Source organism: Calothrix sp. NIES-3974 (assembly GCF_002368395.1).
Taxonomy (GTDB): domain Bacteria; phylum Cyanobacteriota; class Cyanobacteriia; order Cyanobacteriales; family Nostocaceae; genus NIES-3974.
Window position 1 is genome coordinate 1,464,352 of the sequence record NZ_AP018254.1, and the last position, 16,881, is coordinate 1,481,232.

Annotated in this window: 10 protein-coding genes; 4 read left to right on the forward strand and 6 right to left on the reverse strand. The window is 43.3% G+C overall.

The window, feature by feature from the left end; translation table 11 throughout:
* Positions 1-284: 284 nt before the first annotated feature.
* Positions 285-1,643 carry an IS4 family transposase gene (locus tag CDC37_RS05685; protein ID WP_096620005.1) on the reverse strand — a complete coding sequence of 453 codons (1,359 nt, stop codon included), beginning with the start codon at positions 1,641-1,643 and terminating at the stop codon, positions 285-287.
* Positions 1,644-2,067: 424 nt separating this feature from the next.
* On the opposite strand from CDC37_RS05685, the gene CDC37_RS05690 reads away from it, so the two are divergent.
* The 4 genes from CDC37_RS05690 to CDC37_RS05705 all read left to right on the forward strand — a co-directional run bounded on the left by CDC37_RS05690 (position 2,068) and on the right by CDC37_RS05705 (position 7,065).
* Complete coding sequence (locus CDC37_RS05690; protein WP_096620883.1) at positions 2,068-3,018, forward strand: homogentisate phytyltransferase; 951 nt, start codon at positions 2,068-2,070, stop codon at positions 3,016-3,018.
* A 140-nt stretch (positions 3,019-3,158) separates the two neighbouring features.
* Positions 3,159-3,722 (forward strand): peptide deformylase, encoded by a 564-nt coding sequence (gene def / locus CDC37_RS05695; RefSeq protein ID WP_096620884.1) that lies wholly within the window; start codon positions 3,159-3,161, stop codon positions 3,720-3,722.
* Positions 3,723-3,734: 12 nt separating this feature from the next.
* Positions 3,735-3,938, forward strand: a complete 204-nt coding sequence (locus CDC37_RS05700; protein ID WP_096620885.1) for a hypothetical protein — start codon at positions 3,735-3,737, stop codon at positions 3,936-3,938.
* Positions 3,939-5,328: 1,390 nt separating this feature from the next.
* Positions 5,329-7,065: a S8 family peptidase gene (locus tag CDC37_RS05705; RefSeq protein WP_096620886.1), complete on the forward strand. Its 1,737-nt coding sequence runs from the start codon at positions 5,329-5,331 to the stop codon at positions 7,063-7,065.
* Between the two features lie 50 nt (positions 7,066-7,115).
* On the opposite strand, the gene CDC37_RS05710 is transcribed toward CDC37_RS05705, so the two are convergent.
* From CDC37_RS05710 to CDC37_RS05725, 5 genes are all read right to left on the reverse strand, one after another.
* The gene (locus CDC37_RS05710; RefSeq protein ID WP_096620887.1) at positions 7,116-9,317 is read right to left on the reverse strand and encodes an HAD family hydrolase; all 2,202 of its coding nucleotides are present in this window, start codon (positions 9,315-9,317) and stop codon (positions 7,116-7,118) included.
* Positions 9,318-9,808: 491 nt separating this feature from the next.
* Positions 9,809-10,948, reverse strand: coding sequence for a beta-ketoacyl-ACP synthase (locus tag CDC37_RS05715; protein ID WP_096620888.1), 1,140 nt, complete (start codon positions 10,946-10,948; stop codon positions 9,809-9,811).
* Positions 10,949-11,723: 775 nt separating this feature from the next.
* Positions 11,724-12,548 (reverse strand): peptidylprolyl isomerase, encoded by an 825-nt coding sequence (locus CDC37_RS05720; RefSeq protein ID WP_096620889.1) that lies wholly within the window; start codon positions 12,546-12,548, stop codon positions 11,724-11,726.
* A 170-nt stretch (positions 12,549-12,718) separates the two neighbouring features.
* A complete protein-coding gene (locus tag CDC37_RS24045; RefSeq protein WP_157780663.1) occupies positions 12,719-12,859 on the reverse strand; it encodes a hypothetical protein in 141 nt (46 codons plus the stop codon).
* A gap of 69 nt (positions 12,860-12,928) precedes the next feature.
* Complete coding sequence (locus CDC37_RS05725; RefSeq protein ID WP_096620890.1) at positions 12,929-16,669, reverse strand: hydantoinase B/oxoprolinase family protein; 3,741 nt, start codon at positions 16,667-16,669, stop codon at positions 12,929-12,931.
* Between the last annotated feature and the right edge of the window lie 212 nt (positions 16,670-16,881).

A 16,881-nucleotide genomic window follows, 5' to 3' on the forward strand; every position in this document is an offset into this window, starting at 1 on the left:
GTTAAGTGTAGCGTTGTTGCAGACTAGCTCTGGGAGCTATGGATTATAAAATATAAACAGAGTGGGGGCTAGCTCTTGAATTTATTCTGAGAGGATGTTGATCAAGTATTAATAAATACCTTATACCAATTTAATGTAAAGTTGGACATAATTTGAACCCACTCCTTCACCTACGGCTATCCATTAGTCACATCTTTCTTAACAAAGTCTGAAAAGCGATTATAGAAATGATTTCAGTAGAGGGATTAAGCATTAAGATTAGACAAAACTCAGAAAGTATGCATTTAGATTTGATGGGCTAGCTTCCAAGTTACGGCGATATCGTGCAATCGTCGTAACCCTCTCCAAATCGTCTTGACTCCAGGTTCCCCATCACCTTTACGACCCAGAAAACCACCTAGTCGAGCAATCATTCGTACAGCTTCTCTTAATGTTGGTGGCTGATCTGGTGGAATTGGGTTTTTGTTCACACTTACACATAAAGATTGCCATTCAACTGTAGTTAAAACCGTTTCACAACTTTGTTCTGGATTATCCCTTGCTTGGTAAGTTAACCATAATAATCGCCATGCCACAATCGAATATGTCGCTAATGCCATTGATAGGCGTTTTCCTGTCTCCAGTTGTAATTCCTCGATTCGACAACCGCTTTTCAATGTATAGTGATAACGCTCGATTAACCAACGATATGTATACCATTCAACACATTTTACCGCATCTTCAAGGCTATTAATTTCCAATGTCGTTAACAATAACCAACTGATTGGTTTTATCTCCGATGGTGGACTCTTTTCTTCTGCTAATATCACCTGTAGTTTTACTGGTTTACAAAGCGAACGCCCGAGCTTATTTTTTGGTACTTCTATTTCAACTGTTTCGTATCTAATTGTTAGTTTTGCTATCCTTTCTGGTCTTTCTGGATTTCTTCTTACCTTGACTTCTACTTCTCCCTGAGTTGGACTTGACCTGATCGCCTCATGTAGATAATTCGCTGTATGGCTAACTTTTCTATTATGAGTTCCTCTGATTAGTAAGTGGCTATTTTCTGGTCTTTCCTGATTAAATAAATCAAATATATCTGCTTCTGAGTCTGCTACTGTTATGATTTTTATCTTTTCTGGTAGTAATTTATTTGTTCTCTCTAGCCCTTCCAACCATCTTTGGCTTTCTTTTTCTTCTGTTTGTCTTTTTCTACGTGTTTTTGCTATTCCTAAATCTTCGATATTTCTTGACCATACTTGTTGGTCTATTACTCCCAGTGGAACTCCTTTTATGCTTGATAATAACGTTGAATGTACTTTTAATCCTAAACTTTTTCTCTGGTCTAGATATCCAATTCCTTCTGTTGCTGGATGACTTGTTACATCCATATTTGTTGTGTCTTGTATTGCTAATACTATCTCGTGTTCTTTTGCCCTTTCGATTGTACTTTTGATATGTCCATTGCTTATATCTGATGGTTTTATATACGGCGAACTCCACAAATCATATGCTGCTGTTGTCGCTGCTACGCTCCCACATGCTTGAGGTACACTCGATGTTGGTTGTGCTGCTAAATCTTCTACCATCTTTATCAAACGCTTGTTTCGCCGTTTATCTCCCAAATCCAAGTGCTTCAATTCCCTTGCTGCCCATTTTTCCATTTTTTACACCCTATCTTTCCTCTCTCAAAACTATACCTATCAAGCCTTTCGTCTTCTTTTAAGTATTTTTACTTTTTGTTAAGAAAGATCCGGGTAATGGATAGCACCTACGGAGAGGGAGAAATCTAGTCCCCTCCCCGTAATCTGGGAGGGTTAGGGTGGGGTTCTTTCTATGCGTCTTCATATTAAATTGTATTATCAACCACTGATTGAAGACAGTCAATCGGCTCAAACCATATATTTCTCCTTATCAACTGTAGAGATGACCCGACATGTCGCGTCTCTAGCGATTTATTTCTCCCTGTAGAGATGACCCAACAGGTCGTCTGTACTCCCAAAAAAGGAGCTTGTTAAGTATTAAAATCGACTTTTAAAACATCCTTTGAAAGATTTTGCAATGTATCTCTAACCAAGGTATCTAGAAATGAGTAGTAGCATTGAGCTAAAACATCCATTTTCATGGTTACATTCCCTCTGGAAATTTTCTCGTCCCCACACAATTATTGGTACAAGCTTAAGTGTAATTGGTGTATATATAATCGCTGTAGAAACCACTGGTTATTTAGATAGTTTTGGCAATAAATTAGAGCTAAATTTTCTGTTTCCTCTCTTGGCGGTGTGGTTAGCCTGTATTTGTGGAAATATTTATATCGTCGGTTTAAATCAGCTAGAAGACGTGGAAATCGACAAAATTAATAAACCCCATTTACCTTTGGCATCTGGTGAATTTTCCATGACTACAGGTAAAATAATTGTCACAGCAACCGGCTTATCTGCCTTAATATTGGCAGGACTACAGGGAAATTATTTATTGACAATGGTAGCCATTAGTCTAGCAATTGGGACTATGTACTCCTTACCACCAATTCGGCTGAAGCGATTTCCATTTTGGGCGGCAATATGTATCTTTTCAGTTAGAGGGGCAATTGTGAATCTTGGTTTGTTTTTACACTTCAGCGATATTTTCCACACCACCCAATCCATACCCGTAGTCATGTGGATGTTAACCTGGTTTGTGTTGGTATTTACGATTGCGATCGCCATCTTTAAAGATATCCCAGACCTGGAAGGGGACAAACAATACAACATCAACACCTTCACCATCAAACTTGGTCAAAAAACAGTATTTAACCTCTCCCTCGCAGTCATTACCGTTTGTTATTTAGTCACCATTGCCGCTGCTTTGTTACCAACCGTGGCAATTAACCGATTATTACTGATTACTAGCCACCTATTCCTGCTCGGTTGCACCTGGTGGCTGAGTCGCGGTGTTAACCTACAAGAAAAATCCCAAATCGCCAGTTTCTACCAATTTATTTGGAAACTCTTCTTTTTGGAATATCTCCTATTTCCCCTCGCTTGTGTATTGGTTTAGGGGTTGCGTTGCGGTTTTATGTTTAATTGCACCTACCTACTTACCGCATCTTTGGAATTACCTCCCCAGTCAGTGCCAAGAATTGTTAAGATAGGGAAACAAAAACCACTAAAACCCAGCCCACAGGGAGTATTTAGAAAGTGCCATTAGAAATTGCCGTAGACAAGACAAAGCTCAAAAATCCCCCATTAAAATTACACTATTTAGGCGATCGCGTATTACGTCAGCCAGCAAAACGCATTGCCAAGGTTGATGATGAGATTCGTCAACTTGCACGGCAAATGCTCCAAACCATGTACAGCAGTGATGGAATTGGTTTGGCTGCACCCCAGGTTGGCATTAATAAACAACTAATCGTAATTGATTTAGAACCCGATAACCCTAAAAACCAACCGTTAATCCTCATTAACCCGACCATCAAACAAGTCAGTCGGGAGATTTGCACTGGACAGGAAGGTTGCTTAAGTATACCAGGTGTCTATTTAGACGTAAAAAGACCCGCATCAGTGGAAATTTCCTATAAAGACGAACAGGGTCGTCCCTGTACCCTCAAAGCCAGTGATTTACTAGCGCGTTGCATCCTCCACGAAATGGATCACCTGAATGGAGTAGTATTTGTAGATCGGGTAGAAAACAGTATCGCTCTTGCGCAAGAATTAAAAAAACACGGCTTCTCTCAACAAGCAGTTAAACCAATTGTATAGGGTGCAGAAATTATGTACATGACACCAAAAAGTGGCTTATTGTTAGCCGGATCATGCATCACTGCGATCGCAGCTGTCGGTTCGGTTTTTGAACTCACATCCGGACAACCTGATTTCGGAACCCAAAACACCGCAATCATTTTGGCTCTTAGTATCCCCCTAACAATTATATTTTTTCTCGCCGCAGTCAAGGACACAAAAGCCAATATTAAATAGGGCTTGCTGAAAAATAGTATAGGACATCAAAATCCTATATTATGAATTAATCAATAAATCCCTTTGGACGAACCTTGGTTTGTCCTTTTTTATGAATGCGGGAATTACACAAGGAAAACCTAAACACCGCCATTGCACCTCTTCACGTAGCGGATCGCGCAGTCGCTTCTTGCAAAGTAGCAATCCCAAACACCTGATTTCTCCTCATGAGTGCGTAAACAGGTATATAAGGCTTAAAAACCTGGCATTTGTAATTTTTCGGTGTGAAAAATGGAATCCGTAGGGTTAAAACTATTCCCTGTACGGACGCTACATGTCGCGTCTCTCCCTGTTCCCGATACTCACAATAAAGACTGTTACCGCAGACCCTCAGTTGCAGTTAAATAAATCTTAAATTTCCGTAATTACCCTCTTCCAGCATGTATACCATAACCAGTATCATCCAGTGGCATTTCAAACACTAAAAATCCACTCAACTCAACGTGAATATCCCTGCGGGAAAATAAACTACGAAGAAAATCCCAAAAGCTGGTTGTTTTGAAGAAACTCAACTTCTAAAAACCCAACTTTTTACTCCCAGTAAAATTTAGATTTTGCCCCTTTTACACCAAGTAAAAATGACTAATCACATTCATTTAGTCGTAGCAAAATCCCCTCCCACTTATTTACGTCAATTGAGAACTAGTCACTACCCAAATCAATTTTTTATATATCATCTATAAAATTGTCATATTTGGGTTGGAAAAGTCCACGATGATTGATTCTGCTAAATTCCTAATTTAACCACCCAGTAAACGTCATACTTAAGAGGTTGTTGGTCAAGTATTAATTATCACTATTTTGACTATCGTCCTGACTCTGGACATGGGGTTATAAAGCTGATTTTTCTTGCGAGAGTACAGACGCGACATGTCGCCTTTCTCCCCATTCCCAAAAACGATAATTCAAGTATTAAAATCGACTTTTTAAAACATCCTCTAATACTTAGTAGTCCACCACATTGATTTTTATGGGTAAGAAAAGGCCCTTAGTTGCGCTAGTCTACGACGACCCTGCGGGTATGGCGCTTCATATTCAAGCTTTTTCCCGGCTCAAGCCACTACTACAAACCCCTCAGAAACTGTGTATTTGAATACTAAGTATAAACGAACAAAAACCAAATAATCCCTATATAAGGATTCAGTAATGGAAGTTACAAATGAAAGACATTACCTGCATTTCTCACGAGTGATAAGTGTTGAATTATGGGTTGTTTTCCCCTCACTCCCCACTCTCCACTCCCTATTCCCTAAGATTTTTAGGGGTTTTTGAGAAATCAGGGACTATAGGTATTGTTGTTTAGACGACATATACTGCTACAATCTGACCGCAATCACAACAGAGGTAAATTATGAGACGAGATAAACTTTCCCCTGGGTTAATCCTGGCAGTTGAAGACTTTGAAAATGAAGGAGACGAAGGATTAGTCACCCATCGCCGTTCCTTGGGGATTGTTGCACCCAAAAGCACAATTAAGCCCACCCGCAGTATAGTTTTTGTCTACTGCGACGAAAATGCTGACCTCAGCCATCTAGAACAGTATGGTATCGAATTCAACCAAAATCATGGAAGTGTACGTACAGCCTACCTGTCGATGGAAGCGATTGATGCCCTGTCCGAAGACCCCGCCATCCAACGCATCAAACCATCACGGAAAATGAAACTGTTGATGGAAACAGCTCCTGCACGGGTGAAATTACCTGAATTTAAACTCAAAACCAAACTCACTGGTAAAGGCGTAATTATCGGCGTGATTGATAGCGGTATCGATGCCAAACATCCCGCTTTTGCTGGACGTATTCTCCGGATTTGGGATCAAACCCTACCAGGTTCTGGTGTGCCAGAGGGTAAATATGGAGCCGAGTTAACAGGGGAACAATTAACCATTTCCCAAGACACTGATGCCCACGGAACCCACGTGGCTGGTATTGCATCTGCTCAAGATGAAACCTATGGTGGTGTTGCTCCTGATGCTGAGTTAATTGTTGTCAAATCCGACCTACAGGATGCCCATATTGCCGATGCAGTCCGTTATGTTTTCCGCATTGCCACCGAGCTAGGTCGTCCAGCTGTGGTCAACATGAGTTTGGGTGGCCACGCAGATGCCCATGATGGTAGCGATTCCCTCTCCAAAGTGATTGATGCCGAAACCGGTCCAGGTAGAATTGTTTGTTGTGCCGCAGGTAATGAGGGCAACGATAATATCCACGGACAGGGACAAGTTGCAGTCAATCAAATGCATTCCATGCGCTTTCGAGTCCCCTGGGGACAGGTGGGTATAGTTTGGTTAAACGGTTGGTATTCTGGGGAAACCCAACTGGAAATTCAAATGCGTAGTCCCAGTGGCTTTGTCACCCCTTGGCAAAAAGTTGTCAGCGACCCCTCGGTAAATCCAGCCCAAGAATATAGACTTCCCGATGCTCGTGTACAAGTAGTTGCACCAGGTCCAGACCCGATGAATGGAGATTACAACTTTTTTGTCCAAATTCGCGGTGTGAGCGGTTCAGTTCCTGTGACTGGTGGTGTGTGGCAATTACGCCTACGCAACAAGGGTCAAAAAGATACCCAGGTTAACGTTTGGACTTTAGATGATGCGGGTGCTGTTTTCTTCACCGGACAAAGTGCCCAAGATAGTATGAAAATTGGCTCTCCCGGTGCTGCCGCCAGTGCAATCACTGTGGCATCATTTACCACCCGTAATCAATATACAGATATTGATAATCAAAAGCGGGAAGTTGGATTAACCCTAGATGATATATCCGACTTTAGTAGCGAAGGTCCCCTACGTAATGGGGCACAAAAACCCGATGTAGCAGCACCTGGAGCCATGATTGTTTCTACCCTCTCTTCTAGTGCCAAAATGCCACGTTCCATGATGCTCAATTCCAAATTTGTCGCAATGGCGGGAACCAGTATGGCTACACCCTTTGTCAGTGGATTGGTGGCATTGTTGTTGGAACGTGATCCCCAACTAACACCGGATGCAATTAAAGAAATTTTCCGGAAAAATTCCCAGATTCCGGGACAAGAACAGGGAACATTTGATATTAAATGGGGTTTTGGTTTAATTAACGCCGAAAATCTCTAGGGTATTTGCGTAGAGACGACCGGACAGGTTGTCTCTACAATACAAACCCATTACACGGCAACCATTTCCTGTTCCTGGGGGGATAAACTGCCAAAAAAGTCGTAATAATCCAGCGCTTCTAATATCCCCCAAGCATGATGACCCTTAGCAAAATAGATTTGTGAGTAACCACGGAGTTTTTCAATCTCCTGACTATAATTACCAACTACCACTCCTAATGTATTACCAGCTAGCATCGATTCATCATTACCCGACGCACCTGCAACTAAAAAGCGTTTAATTGGTAATCCCCACTTTAGGGCACTATAGCGAATTGCATCACCTTTAGATGCGCGAATTGGTAATAAATCTAGATACATATTATGGCTAAATATACCCTTCACATGTAGTCTACGCCGACGCAGGTGGCGCATAATCTCTCGAAAACTCAGCGATTTTTGCATATCGACAAAATAGCTGATTTTAAATTTGCCTTGACCTTCCGGTGGTTGCAACTCAATTCCCGGTAATTCCGCTAAAGCTTGTCGAACTTCTTCTGGTTGCCAGCGATAATTAATATGTCTTTGCCAATTCGTGTCCAGAACCACTTTTGGTCCATAGTATATTTCGCTGCCAGTGGAAACAATTAATAAATCTGGCATGGGAAAGCGCCATTCTTCCAACATTTCCAGTGTGCTGGGTAAATTTCGACCAGTGGCAATGCCGACTCCAGTTGTATTTCCCTCACTACGCAAGCGTTCAATGAGTTTTTTCAGCGCTTCCTGGTCTCCTAATAGGGTATTATCAATCTCGCACACCAGAAATCGATCCGCAGTCGGTAAACGGTTAGTTTCCGGAACTTGCCAATCGGGTAAATTATCGGCAGGTGCTTGACGTAGGGGACTGAGTAAGGATTGAACCCGTAATTGTTTGAGTTGTTGAACCTGTTCTAGGTAACTCTTGACGTGACTATCCCAGGAGAAATGTTGACGGACATTGTTCAAGCCATTTTTTGACCATTCTTGCCACTGTTTTTTGTCTGTGAGTGCTAGTTTTAAGGCATCTTGAATCTGTTGAATATTCAGGGGATCGATGAGTTGACCATTATGACAAGCTGCAAGAATATCGCGAGGACCCCCATCTGCGGTGGCAATAATTGGCACTCCACAGGCTGTGGCTTCAATTAAAGTTAAACCAAAGGGTTCGGTCAAGGCTGGGTTAATAAACACTCCTTGGGTTGCGGTTAATAATCGATATAATTCCGGTACATCATCGGCTGTATGATGTTTGGGATAGGCAACATGTCCGTAAAGGTCGTAGCGGTCAATTAGTTGGAGTATTTCCGTTAAAACTTGACGTGGACCCGATTCCATCGTCGTAATATCGTCACGATTTCCTAACACTAAAAGTAGATTCGCTAACTGACGTAATTCCGCGTCTTCCCCGTAGGCTTTGACCAGGGTACTAACATTTTTACGAATTGCTGGTCGCGATAATGCCATAATGATTGGCTTATTGGGGTCTTGGAGAAATCTATAAATTTCTTGGGTAATTTGGGGAGGTTGCCAATCTTGTGGTGGGGGATAGAATTGATCAAGGGCTACACCGGGAGGAATCACAACCATCCGTTTTGGTTGGTAATGGTCGTACATTCCGTACTGTTGGACGACTTCTTGGTTTGTACTGGCAATAATTAGGGAAGCACTAGCTAGGGTTGTTTCTTCAGCTTCGATGCGGGTACTGATATGGAAATTACTTTCAATGGATTCAGGTTTGCTGCCATTTTCTAATAGTCTTTGTCGTTTTACCCTTCCCAGGGAGTGACCTGTATGTACTAGGGGAACCCCCAACCACCCTGCTACCCGACAAGCTACGTAACCAGCATCGGCATAATGGGAATGAATTACGTCTGGTAATTGGCCAATTTGACGCAGATACCTTAGTAATTCATCCGCAAAAGCATCTAAATAGGGCCACAAAACTTCTTTGCGTAGGTAGCGACGTGGACCACAATTAAGGCGAACAATTTGGGTTTTATCATTTAAAACTTCAATGGATTTGCCATAGTCGGGACTGACCTTGGGGTCGTGAACTGCGCGAGTCACTAAGTCAACTCTTTTGACTTCTGGATTAGCTGCTAAAGCCAAGGCTAGCTCTAATACGTATTTTATTTGTCCGCCCGTATCTGCATCACGACCTAGTTCTAAATTATCTCCGCGAATTAAGCCATGAACGCTAACCAGAAGGATGTATAATCCTGAGCTATTTAACATTGTGAATTCCTTTGCAACTGTGTGTTTGGTAGGCAAAATAAATGTAACTAACTGGCTATTTAGGGCAGAAATAGATGAATCATGAATACGATTATGGGGACACTATAAAGTACAGTTTAGTTTACTTTGGTCATCGGATATAGATAATTATGCCTATACCTAAAGGAGTATTTTAGGAAAATGTAAATTCTACTAACGTATCTTGATATCTGGCTCAAATTATCGTCAAAATATTCATCATGTTTCCATCTGTTGCCGATAGATTCATGATTTTACTGATGGTGTTTATAAATATTATATATGTCTGGTTGCAGCACTGAACGTTCTATTTGTTGTGAATGCTGCTTTTTGCTGTAAAATGGGGTTTCACACCAGGTGTTGGCAAGGTTTTTATTGTCATTAAATTGGGCGCATCGGAAATATAAAAGCGGTTTTAGGTGAGTTTTTTGAATTTGAAAACTTACTGGCAAAAAATATGCTATCTGCCGTATTTAATCGATGGATGCTAATGCGATCGCAGCGTTTGTACCGCCAAAACCGAAGCTCCAGCAGATAATATTTTGGACGGGTATTTCTTTGGCTGTATTTAATAGGTTCACAGGAAATTCTGAATTATTTAAGCCAACGCAGGGGGGTAATATTTGGGTTTTTAGTGCCATCAAAGAAAAAGCTACACCCAAGGCTCCAGATGCACCAATTGTATGACCAGTTGCTCCTTTGGTGGAACTGACGTAGGGATGGTTGGTAAATACGGTTTGAATAATTTGGCTTTCGACTATATCATTACGGATGGTTGCAGTGCCGTGGGCATGAATGTATTCTATATCACTTACTTGTCGGGAACTGCGTTGCAGACATTTTTGAATGGCGATAATTGCACTTTTACCACTTGGGTCGGGAGCATTGGGATGATATGCATCGTTGGTGAGGGCAAAACCGAGAATTTCTCCGTAAATCTGCGCTTGACGTTGCTGGGCTAGCTCTAGGGACTCTAACACTAGTATTGCTCCTCCTTCCCCTAAAACTAATCCCTGTCGTTCTCGGTCAAAGGGATAGGCTCCGGTTTTTGCTAAGGCTCCCATTTGCCGAAAACCCGTAATTGTCAATGGTGTAATTGGTGCTTCTATAGCCCCCGTAATTACTCGGTGACATTGACCAAATTTAATTAAGGAAGTTGCTTGGGCGATCGCGACAATTCCCGTTGCACAGGCTGCCATTGGTGCTTGGACAATACCAGTTGCTCCAATTTTGCGCGCAACTGCGATCGCATTCATATGGGGTAAGTTTTCTAACCAGTTTTCTGCTTGGCTTTTATCCGTGTATCCACAGCGAGTAAGGGCTTCCCACTGAGCTTGAAATCCCCGACTCGACCCAATCACGACCCCTGTATCCACTAAGGGGGAGGATAATGATAAACCTGCATCTAACAGTGCGGAGGTGAGGATAGGTGCGGTAATTTCCCCTAGTGTTTGCGGTCGATCAGCAATCATCCCCAGGGGTAAGGGTTCTAGTTCCAGAAAGGGTTGGTGGATTTTGATCCCTGATTGACCTGCGATTAAATTTTGCCAGCTAGTTTGTAAGCTTGTTCCTAGGGCTGATTGTAAACCTATACCTGTGACAACGACCCGCATTTGGATTTTGGATTTTGGATTTTGGATTGAATGTTGGTTTTTTTAGTCTTAATTTTAGATTTTGGATTGAATATATCAAGAAGTAAGTCGGTGTAAAAAAAATTAGGGGTTGCTGAATACAAATATGAATTGAAGTGTAGAGACGTAGCATCGCCATGTCTTTACGACAATTGTGGTTTCCAGACAAAATGTAAATAATCATAATTCATACCCAAATTCCGCAACACCAAAAATCAAGGTATGTCCGAAGCAAGTGGAACGCAGTGAAAGGAAGCAATCTCAAGGCTATAAATGTTGTTTACAATCGGTTTCATAATGAAGTTGATTTGTGCTGACTTACTTAAGGGAGGTGTTTTGAGATGGTTAATGCTTGAAAAGACATAGCCATGCTACTTTTCTAATGTCACCTGTCACCCGTTAACTGTCAACAAACTACAAACCACGATAAAATATATTCAGCAATCCGATTTAAGTCGTGAAAAATAGCGTGCCGTTGACTGTCAACTGTTAGCAACCCCACATCTTATGATTTCACAAATCACCCTCGGACAGATGTATATTCACGTTAATTCAAAAAAATTGGATTTATTTCCACCGTGTCAAATTTTGATGACATATTCGGCAAAAATAAATCCGGTTGGTAATCCTAGTTCTGATTAATCTTCCCTCTTCCCTTGGTTGTAAATAGGGAGTGGGGAATAGGGAGTAGTGAATAGTAGGAAAAAAATACTTTCCTAGGTTATGGTGTCAGCTTTACATTTAGGCTGTTCCACTATTACTCATTAGGTTTTTTGAGATTTTCCGCACCTTCAGTCACCTTAGCGGAATCAATGCGATCGCCTTGTTGAATTTTGTCAACCACATCCATTCCCTCGGTGACATAACCAAATACAGCGTAATCACCATCTAGGAAACCCAATTCCGTCAGAGCAAAATAAAACTGGGAAGAAGCGGAATTTGGTAATTGCGATCGCGCCATTGCCACTGCACCTAATTTATGATTTAACTCCGGTGGTTGGGACATTTTCGCCTCTTTAAAGGTTTTACCGTAAATTGGTTCAGCCGCTCCTTTGGGTTTAATTTCTAAGGGTACGTATCTCACATTCTTGGTTTCAGGGTCAATAAAACTACCCGTACCTAAGCGCTGAATGGGGAATTTTTCATCTTTTCCTTGGGGGTCGCCTCCCTGAACAACGAAAGGTTGAGGTTCACGGACGACACGGTGAAATACCAAACCGTCATAAACTCCGCGTTGAACCAAGTCAACAAAATTACCTGCCGTAATGGGTGCGTTATTCCCATCTACTTCGATGGTGATTGGCGAACCTTTAACGGTCATGACCACCGTTGCTTTGCCTTCCAGTCTTGGTATATTGTTCATTCCGGGAATAACCTCTTTTGTTGTATTGTTTGCGATTTTCTCTTCCCCATCCTCCGTTTTCGTGGATTGAGGATTGGATGCAACAGCTTGACTTGTAGCAGCAGCAACGGCAGAATTAATGGCGTTGTTGGAGATTGAGGACTGATTTGCACATCCATTCAGAGTCAGCACCGTGAGAATAAGAAAGGTAATGCAAAATCTGGATAACTTCAACCGCATGGTTCAGATTTAAATTCGACCACCGTATCTTAATACTCTCCAGGCGATTTTGGGGTGAAAATATACAAATTCAATTTGAAATTCTACCACGGATGGTAGCTACTGTTTCCAGATTTGAGGCAGAACTTTCATCTTGGATGTCCCCACGCTTTAATATAACGGGAAACTGATCAAGGTATAACGGGAAACTGATCAAGGAATTTTTCGTAGAGAGCGATCGCTTGAGTCGGTTGCTTTTGGGAAACGAATAATTCCCCACAATCTTGATAAAGCTTAGGAATCAGATTCCGAAATTCTGAAAGTCCTGCCATCTTTTCTAAGGATTCGAGCGAACAAGATTGTAGATTGTAGAGACGTAATATATTACGTCTATAATAATATTAAGTTTCTACGATGACGGAACCAAATCCCCCACCCCCAGGGGTTTCGATGACAAATACATCCCCTGGATTCACCACTACTTCTGCCTTCCCTGCTAAAATCTCCTCCGTACCATCAGAACGCACAATCAAATTACGTCCTGTTTTCCCCGGTTGACCACCCATCAATCCAAAGGGAGGGACAATCCGGTGTCCCGATAGAATTGCTGCTGTCATGTTTTCGCGGAAACGTAGGCGACGAATTACACCATTACCGCCCCGGTATTTACCGATGCCGCCACTATGGGTACGAATGGCAAATTCCTCAAGGATGACGGGAAATCGCCATTCTAAGACTTCTGGGTCGGTAAGGCGTGAATTGGTCATATGGGTGTGAACGGCATCCGCACCATCAAAACTGGCTCCGGCTCCAGAACCGCCACAAATTGTTTCATAGTACTGGTAGTGCTGATTACCAAAGGTAAAATTATTCATAGTCCCTTGGGAAGCTGCCATTACTCCTAATGCACCATAAAGAGCATTAGCGATCGCTTGGGAGGTTTCCACATTGCCAGCGACGACAGCTGCGGGGGGATGGGGATTGAGTAAGCAGCCTTCGGGGACGATGATTTCCAAGGGTTTCAGACAGCCGGCGTTGAGGGGGATATCATCGGCAACCAGGGTACGGAAGACATAGAGAACAACGGCTTTACAAACTGCTAGGGGTGCGTTGAGATTGGTGGGTTGCTGGGGGGAAGTACCTGTAAAATCAATGCGGGCGGAGCGAGTGGCTGCATCAATTTGGATTTCTACACAGATTTGACAGATGTGGTGATTATTCCCTAAACTAGCTGCGTAGAAAGGCGCGTCTACATCCAGTTGATAGGTGAATTTACCGGGTTTTAGCACCTCAATGGCTCGCCGCACCGACGCTTCCGCATTATCCTGTATGTACTGCATATAGGTTTGTACCGTGTCCAACCCATAGGTGGCTACCAAGCGGCACAGTTCCTGTACTCCTCGCTCATTGGCGGCAATTTGGGCTTGCAGATCACCCAAATTTTGCATCGGATTACGGGTAGGATAGGGGCTATTGGCCAGCACATTTAGTAATTCTGCTTCCAGAAAGCCTCCCTGGTCTACGATTTGCAGATTATCCAGTAAAATGCCTTCTTGGTCGATTGATTGGCTGTAGGGCGGCATCGAACCCGGTGTAATACCACCAATATCGGCATGGTGTCCACGGGAAGCAACATAAAAGGTGGGTGTGGTGTGTCCGGGAAGAAATACGGGGGTGATGACCGTGATATCGGGGAGGTGAGTACCACCGTTGTAGGGGTTATTGGCAGCAAAGACATCTCCCGGTTTCATGGTGCTGCCTTTGACACGAATTAAACTACCCACACTGTCACCCATAGAACCCAAATGCACAGGAATGTGGGGAGCGTTTGCCACTAGTTGTCCCTGATGGTCAAAAATGGCACAGGAGAAATCCAGTCGTTCCTTGATGTTTACTGAGTAGCTGGTATTTTGTAAAACGATGCCCATTTCCTCAGCGATGGATTGGAAGAGATTGTTAAAAATCTCTAACATAACTGGATCGGGTCTGGTGGTTGTGGCGATGGGGAGAGATGGGGTGGTGGTAATTTCCTCGACTTTGGTTAAAATCAAATAGTTCTGGGGTGTCACTTCCGCACACCAACCCGGTTCAATGACATTGGTTCCCGTAGCTTCCAAAATCAACGCCGCTCCCGTAATGCGATCGCCGACTTTCAGGTCTTGACGACGGTAAACAGGGGTATCATGCCATGCACCCTTAGTGTAGATTTGCACAGATGCGATCGCCTGTAAAGGGGTAGTTCTCTGGTGAGGTGGTAAAGGTACAGGAATGGGTTCAGCAGGAGCAATGGCTTCCACAAAGGCAGCTTCCACAATCAAATCCTTATCAGGGAAGGAAAATCCATAGCGTTGCCGATACATCTGCTCAAATTGCGATCGCATAATGTCTATTTTGGCAAAATCCACATTTAAAGCGGAATCTGTTCCCTGATAACGCAATCTGATTTTAGGAACAGTTTGAATCCGCTCTGGACTCACCCCCTGGGCAATAATTTCCCCTCGACTCTCCCCATCCAGGTCTACCAAAGCCTGCTCTAGGGAGGCCATGATACTTTCCTCTAGTTTCGCTTCAATTGCCCTTTCCTTCAAAATGCGTACATCCGCCAAACCAATTCCATAGGCAGATAAAACCCCTGCCAAAGGATGGATAAAAATCCGTTTCATCCCCAACGCTTCCGCAATCAAACAAGCATGTTGTCCACCAGCTCCACCAAAACAACAGAGGGTATACTGGGTGACATCATAGCCACGCTGGATGGAAATTTTTTTGATTGCATTGGCCATTTTCTCGATGGCAATGGCTAAAAATCCGGCAGCAACCTCCTCATCACTGCGAGTATCACCCGTTTGCGCGCGAATTTCTGCATTCAACTGGGCAAATTTTTCCATTACCACCTGGTCATCAATGGGTAAATTCCCCTGGGGACCAAACACCTGGGGAAAGAATTGCGGCTGAATTTTACCCAAACGCACATTACAATCCGTCACCGTCAACGGACCACCGCGACGATAGCAAGCAGGACCCGGATTCGCTCCCGCAGATTCTGGACCCACCCGATAGCGATCGCCGTCAAATCGCAGTATTGATCCACCCCCCGCAGCAACGGTATGAATGGACATCATGGGTACATACATACGTACCCCAGCGATTTCCGTTTCCAAGGTACGCTCATACTCACCGTTGTAGTGGGACACATCCGTGGAAGTACCACCCATATCAAAACCAATGATTTGGGAAAATCCGGCGGCTGTACTTGTTTTTACCGCCCCCACAATACCACCCGCAGGTCCAGAAAGAATACTATCCTTACCTTGAAATCTACTGGCTTCCGTTAGTCCCCCATCGGATTTCATAAATTCCAATTTAGTACCAGTAGCTGACTGGGACAATGCCGTGCTAACTTGATCCACATACCGTCGCAGAATTGGTGACAGGTAGGCATCCACAACCGTTGTATCCCCGCGACGAATTAACTTCATTAACGGACTAACTGTATGGGAAACGGAAACCTGGGTAAACCCCACTTGACGAGCCAATTCAGCAACTTGCTGCTCATGCATTGGATAACGATAACCATGCATAAAAGCGATCGCAACTGCCCTCATCCCATCCTCGTAAGCCTTTTGTAACAGCGTCTGCAATCGCTGCTTCTCTTGATCTGTAATTGGGATAATCTCTTCTCCCTGGGCTGTGTAGCGTTCTCGCACCTCAATCACCCGTTCATAAACCCGATCGGGTAATATAATTTGACGAGCAAAAATATGCGGTCGGTTTTGATAGCCAATGGCTAAAGCATCCCCAAAACCCTGAGTAATCAAAAGGATAGTACGCTCCCCCTTATGTTCCAACAGGGCGTTAGTCGCCACCGTTGTCCCCATTTTTACAACATCCACCGCTCCAGGGGGGATAGGTTGGTTCCCAGCAAGTCCCAGTACATCTCGAATCCCCTGAATCACCGCATCCTGATACCGTTCCGGCTGTTCTGAAAGCAGTTTATAAATAATCATCCAGGTACGGTTAGCAAGGGGTGTGATTTGGAAGCGTTCTGGAGCATGGGAGAGTCGATCAACAATCGACTGGTCATCCGTCACTACAACCAAATCCGTGAAAGTTCCCCCTCGGTCTGCGAATACTTTTAACATAGGACAAATATACAGCTATCTGTGTGATTTGTGATTTGATTAATTCTTCTACAAAGCTATTAAGCAACAAAATCCAGTTAAATCCCATTGATAGCCGTAAGTATTTTTGAGATGCTTGTTTAGTTTGAAAATGGGGAGTAGAGACGACCCGGTGGGTCCTCTTCAGGGGAGTAGGGAGTAGGAATGAACTATTTTTCTGCTGGAGTATTGGA

Bases quoted from the DNA above. Each gene is read 5' to 3' on its own strand.
- CDC37_RS05685 (WP_096620005.1), bottom strand. From the start codon at position 1,643: ATGGAAAAATGGGCAGCAAGGGAATTGAAGCACTTGGATTTGGGAGAT.
- CDC37_RS05700 (WP_096620885.1), top strand. From the start codon at position 3,735: ATGTACATGACACCAAAAAGTGGCTTATTGTTAGCCGGATCATGCATC.
- CDC37_RS05720 (WP_096620889.1), bottom strand. From the start codon at position 12,548: ATGCGGTTGAAGTTATCCAGATTTTGCATTACCTTTCTTATTCTCACG.
- CDC37_RS05710 (WP_096620887.1), bottom strand. From the start codon at position 9,317: ATGTTAAATAGCTCAGGATTATACATCCTTCTGGTTAGCGTTCATGGC.
- CDC37_RS05725 (WP_096620890.1), bottom strand. From the start codon at position 16,669: ATGTTAAAAGTATTCGCAGACCGAGGGGGAACTTTCACGGATTTGGTT.
- CDC37_RS05690 (WP_096620883.1), top strand. From the start codon at position 2,068: ATGAGTAGTAGCATTGAGCTAAAACATCCATTTTCATGGTTACATTCC.
- CDC37_RS05715 (WP_096620888.1), bottom strand. From the start codon at position 10,948: ATGCGGGTCGTTGTCACAGGTATAGGTTTACAATCAGCCCTAGGAACA.
- CDC37_RS05705 (WP_096620886.1), top strand. From the start codon at position 5,329: ATGAGACGAGATAAACTTTCCCCTGGGTTAATCCTGGCAGTTGAAGAC.
- CDC37_RS24045 (WP_157780663.1), bottom strand. From the start codon at position 12,859: ATGGCAGGACTTTCAGAATTTCGGAATCTGATTCCTAAGCTTTATCAA.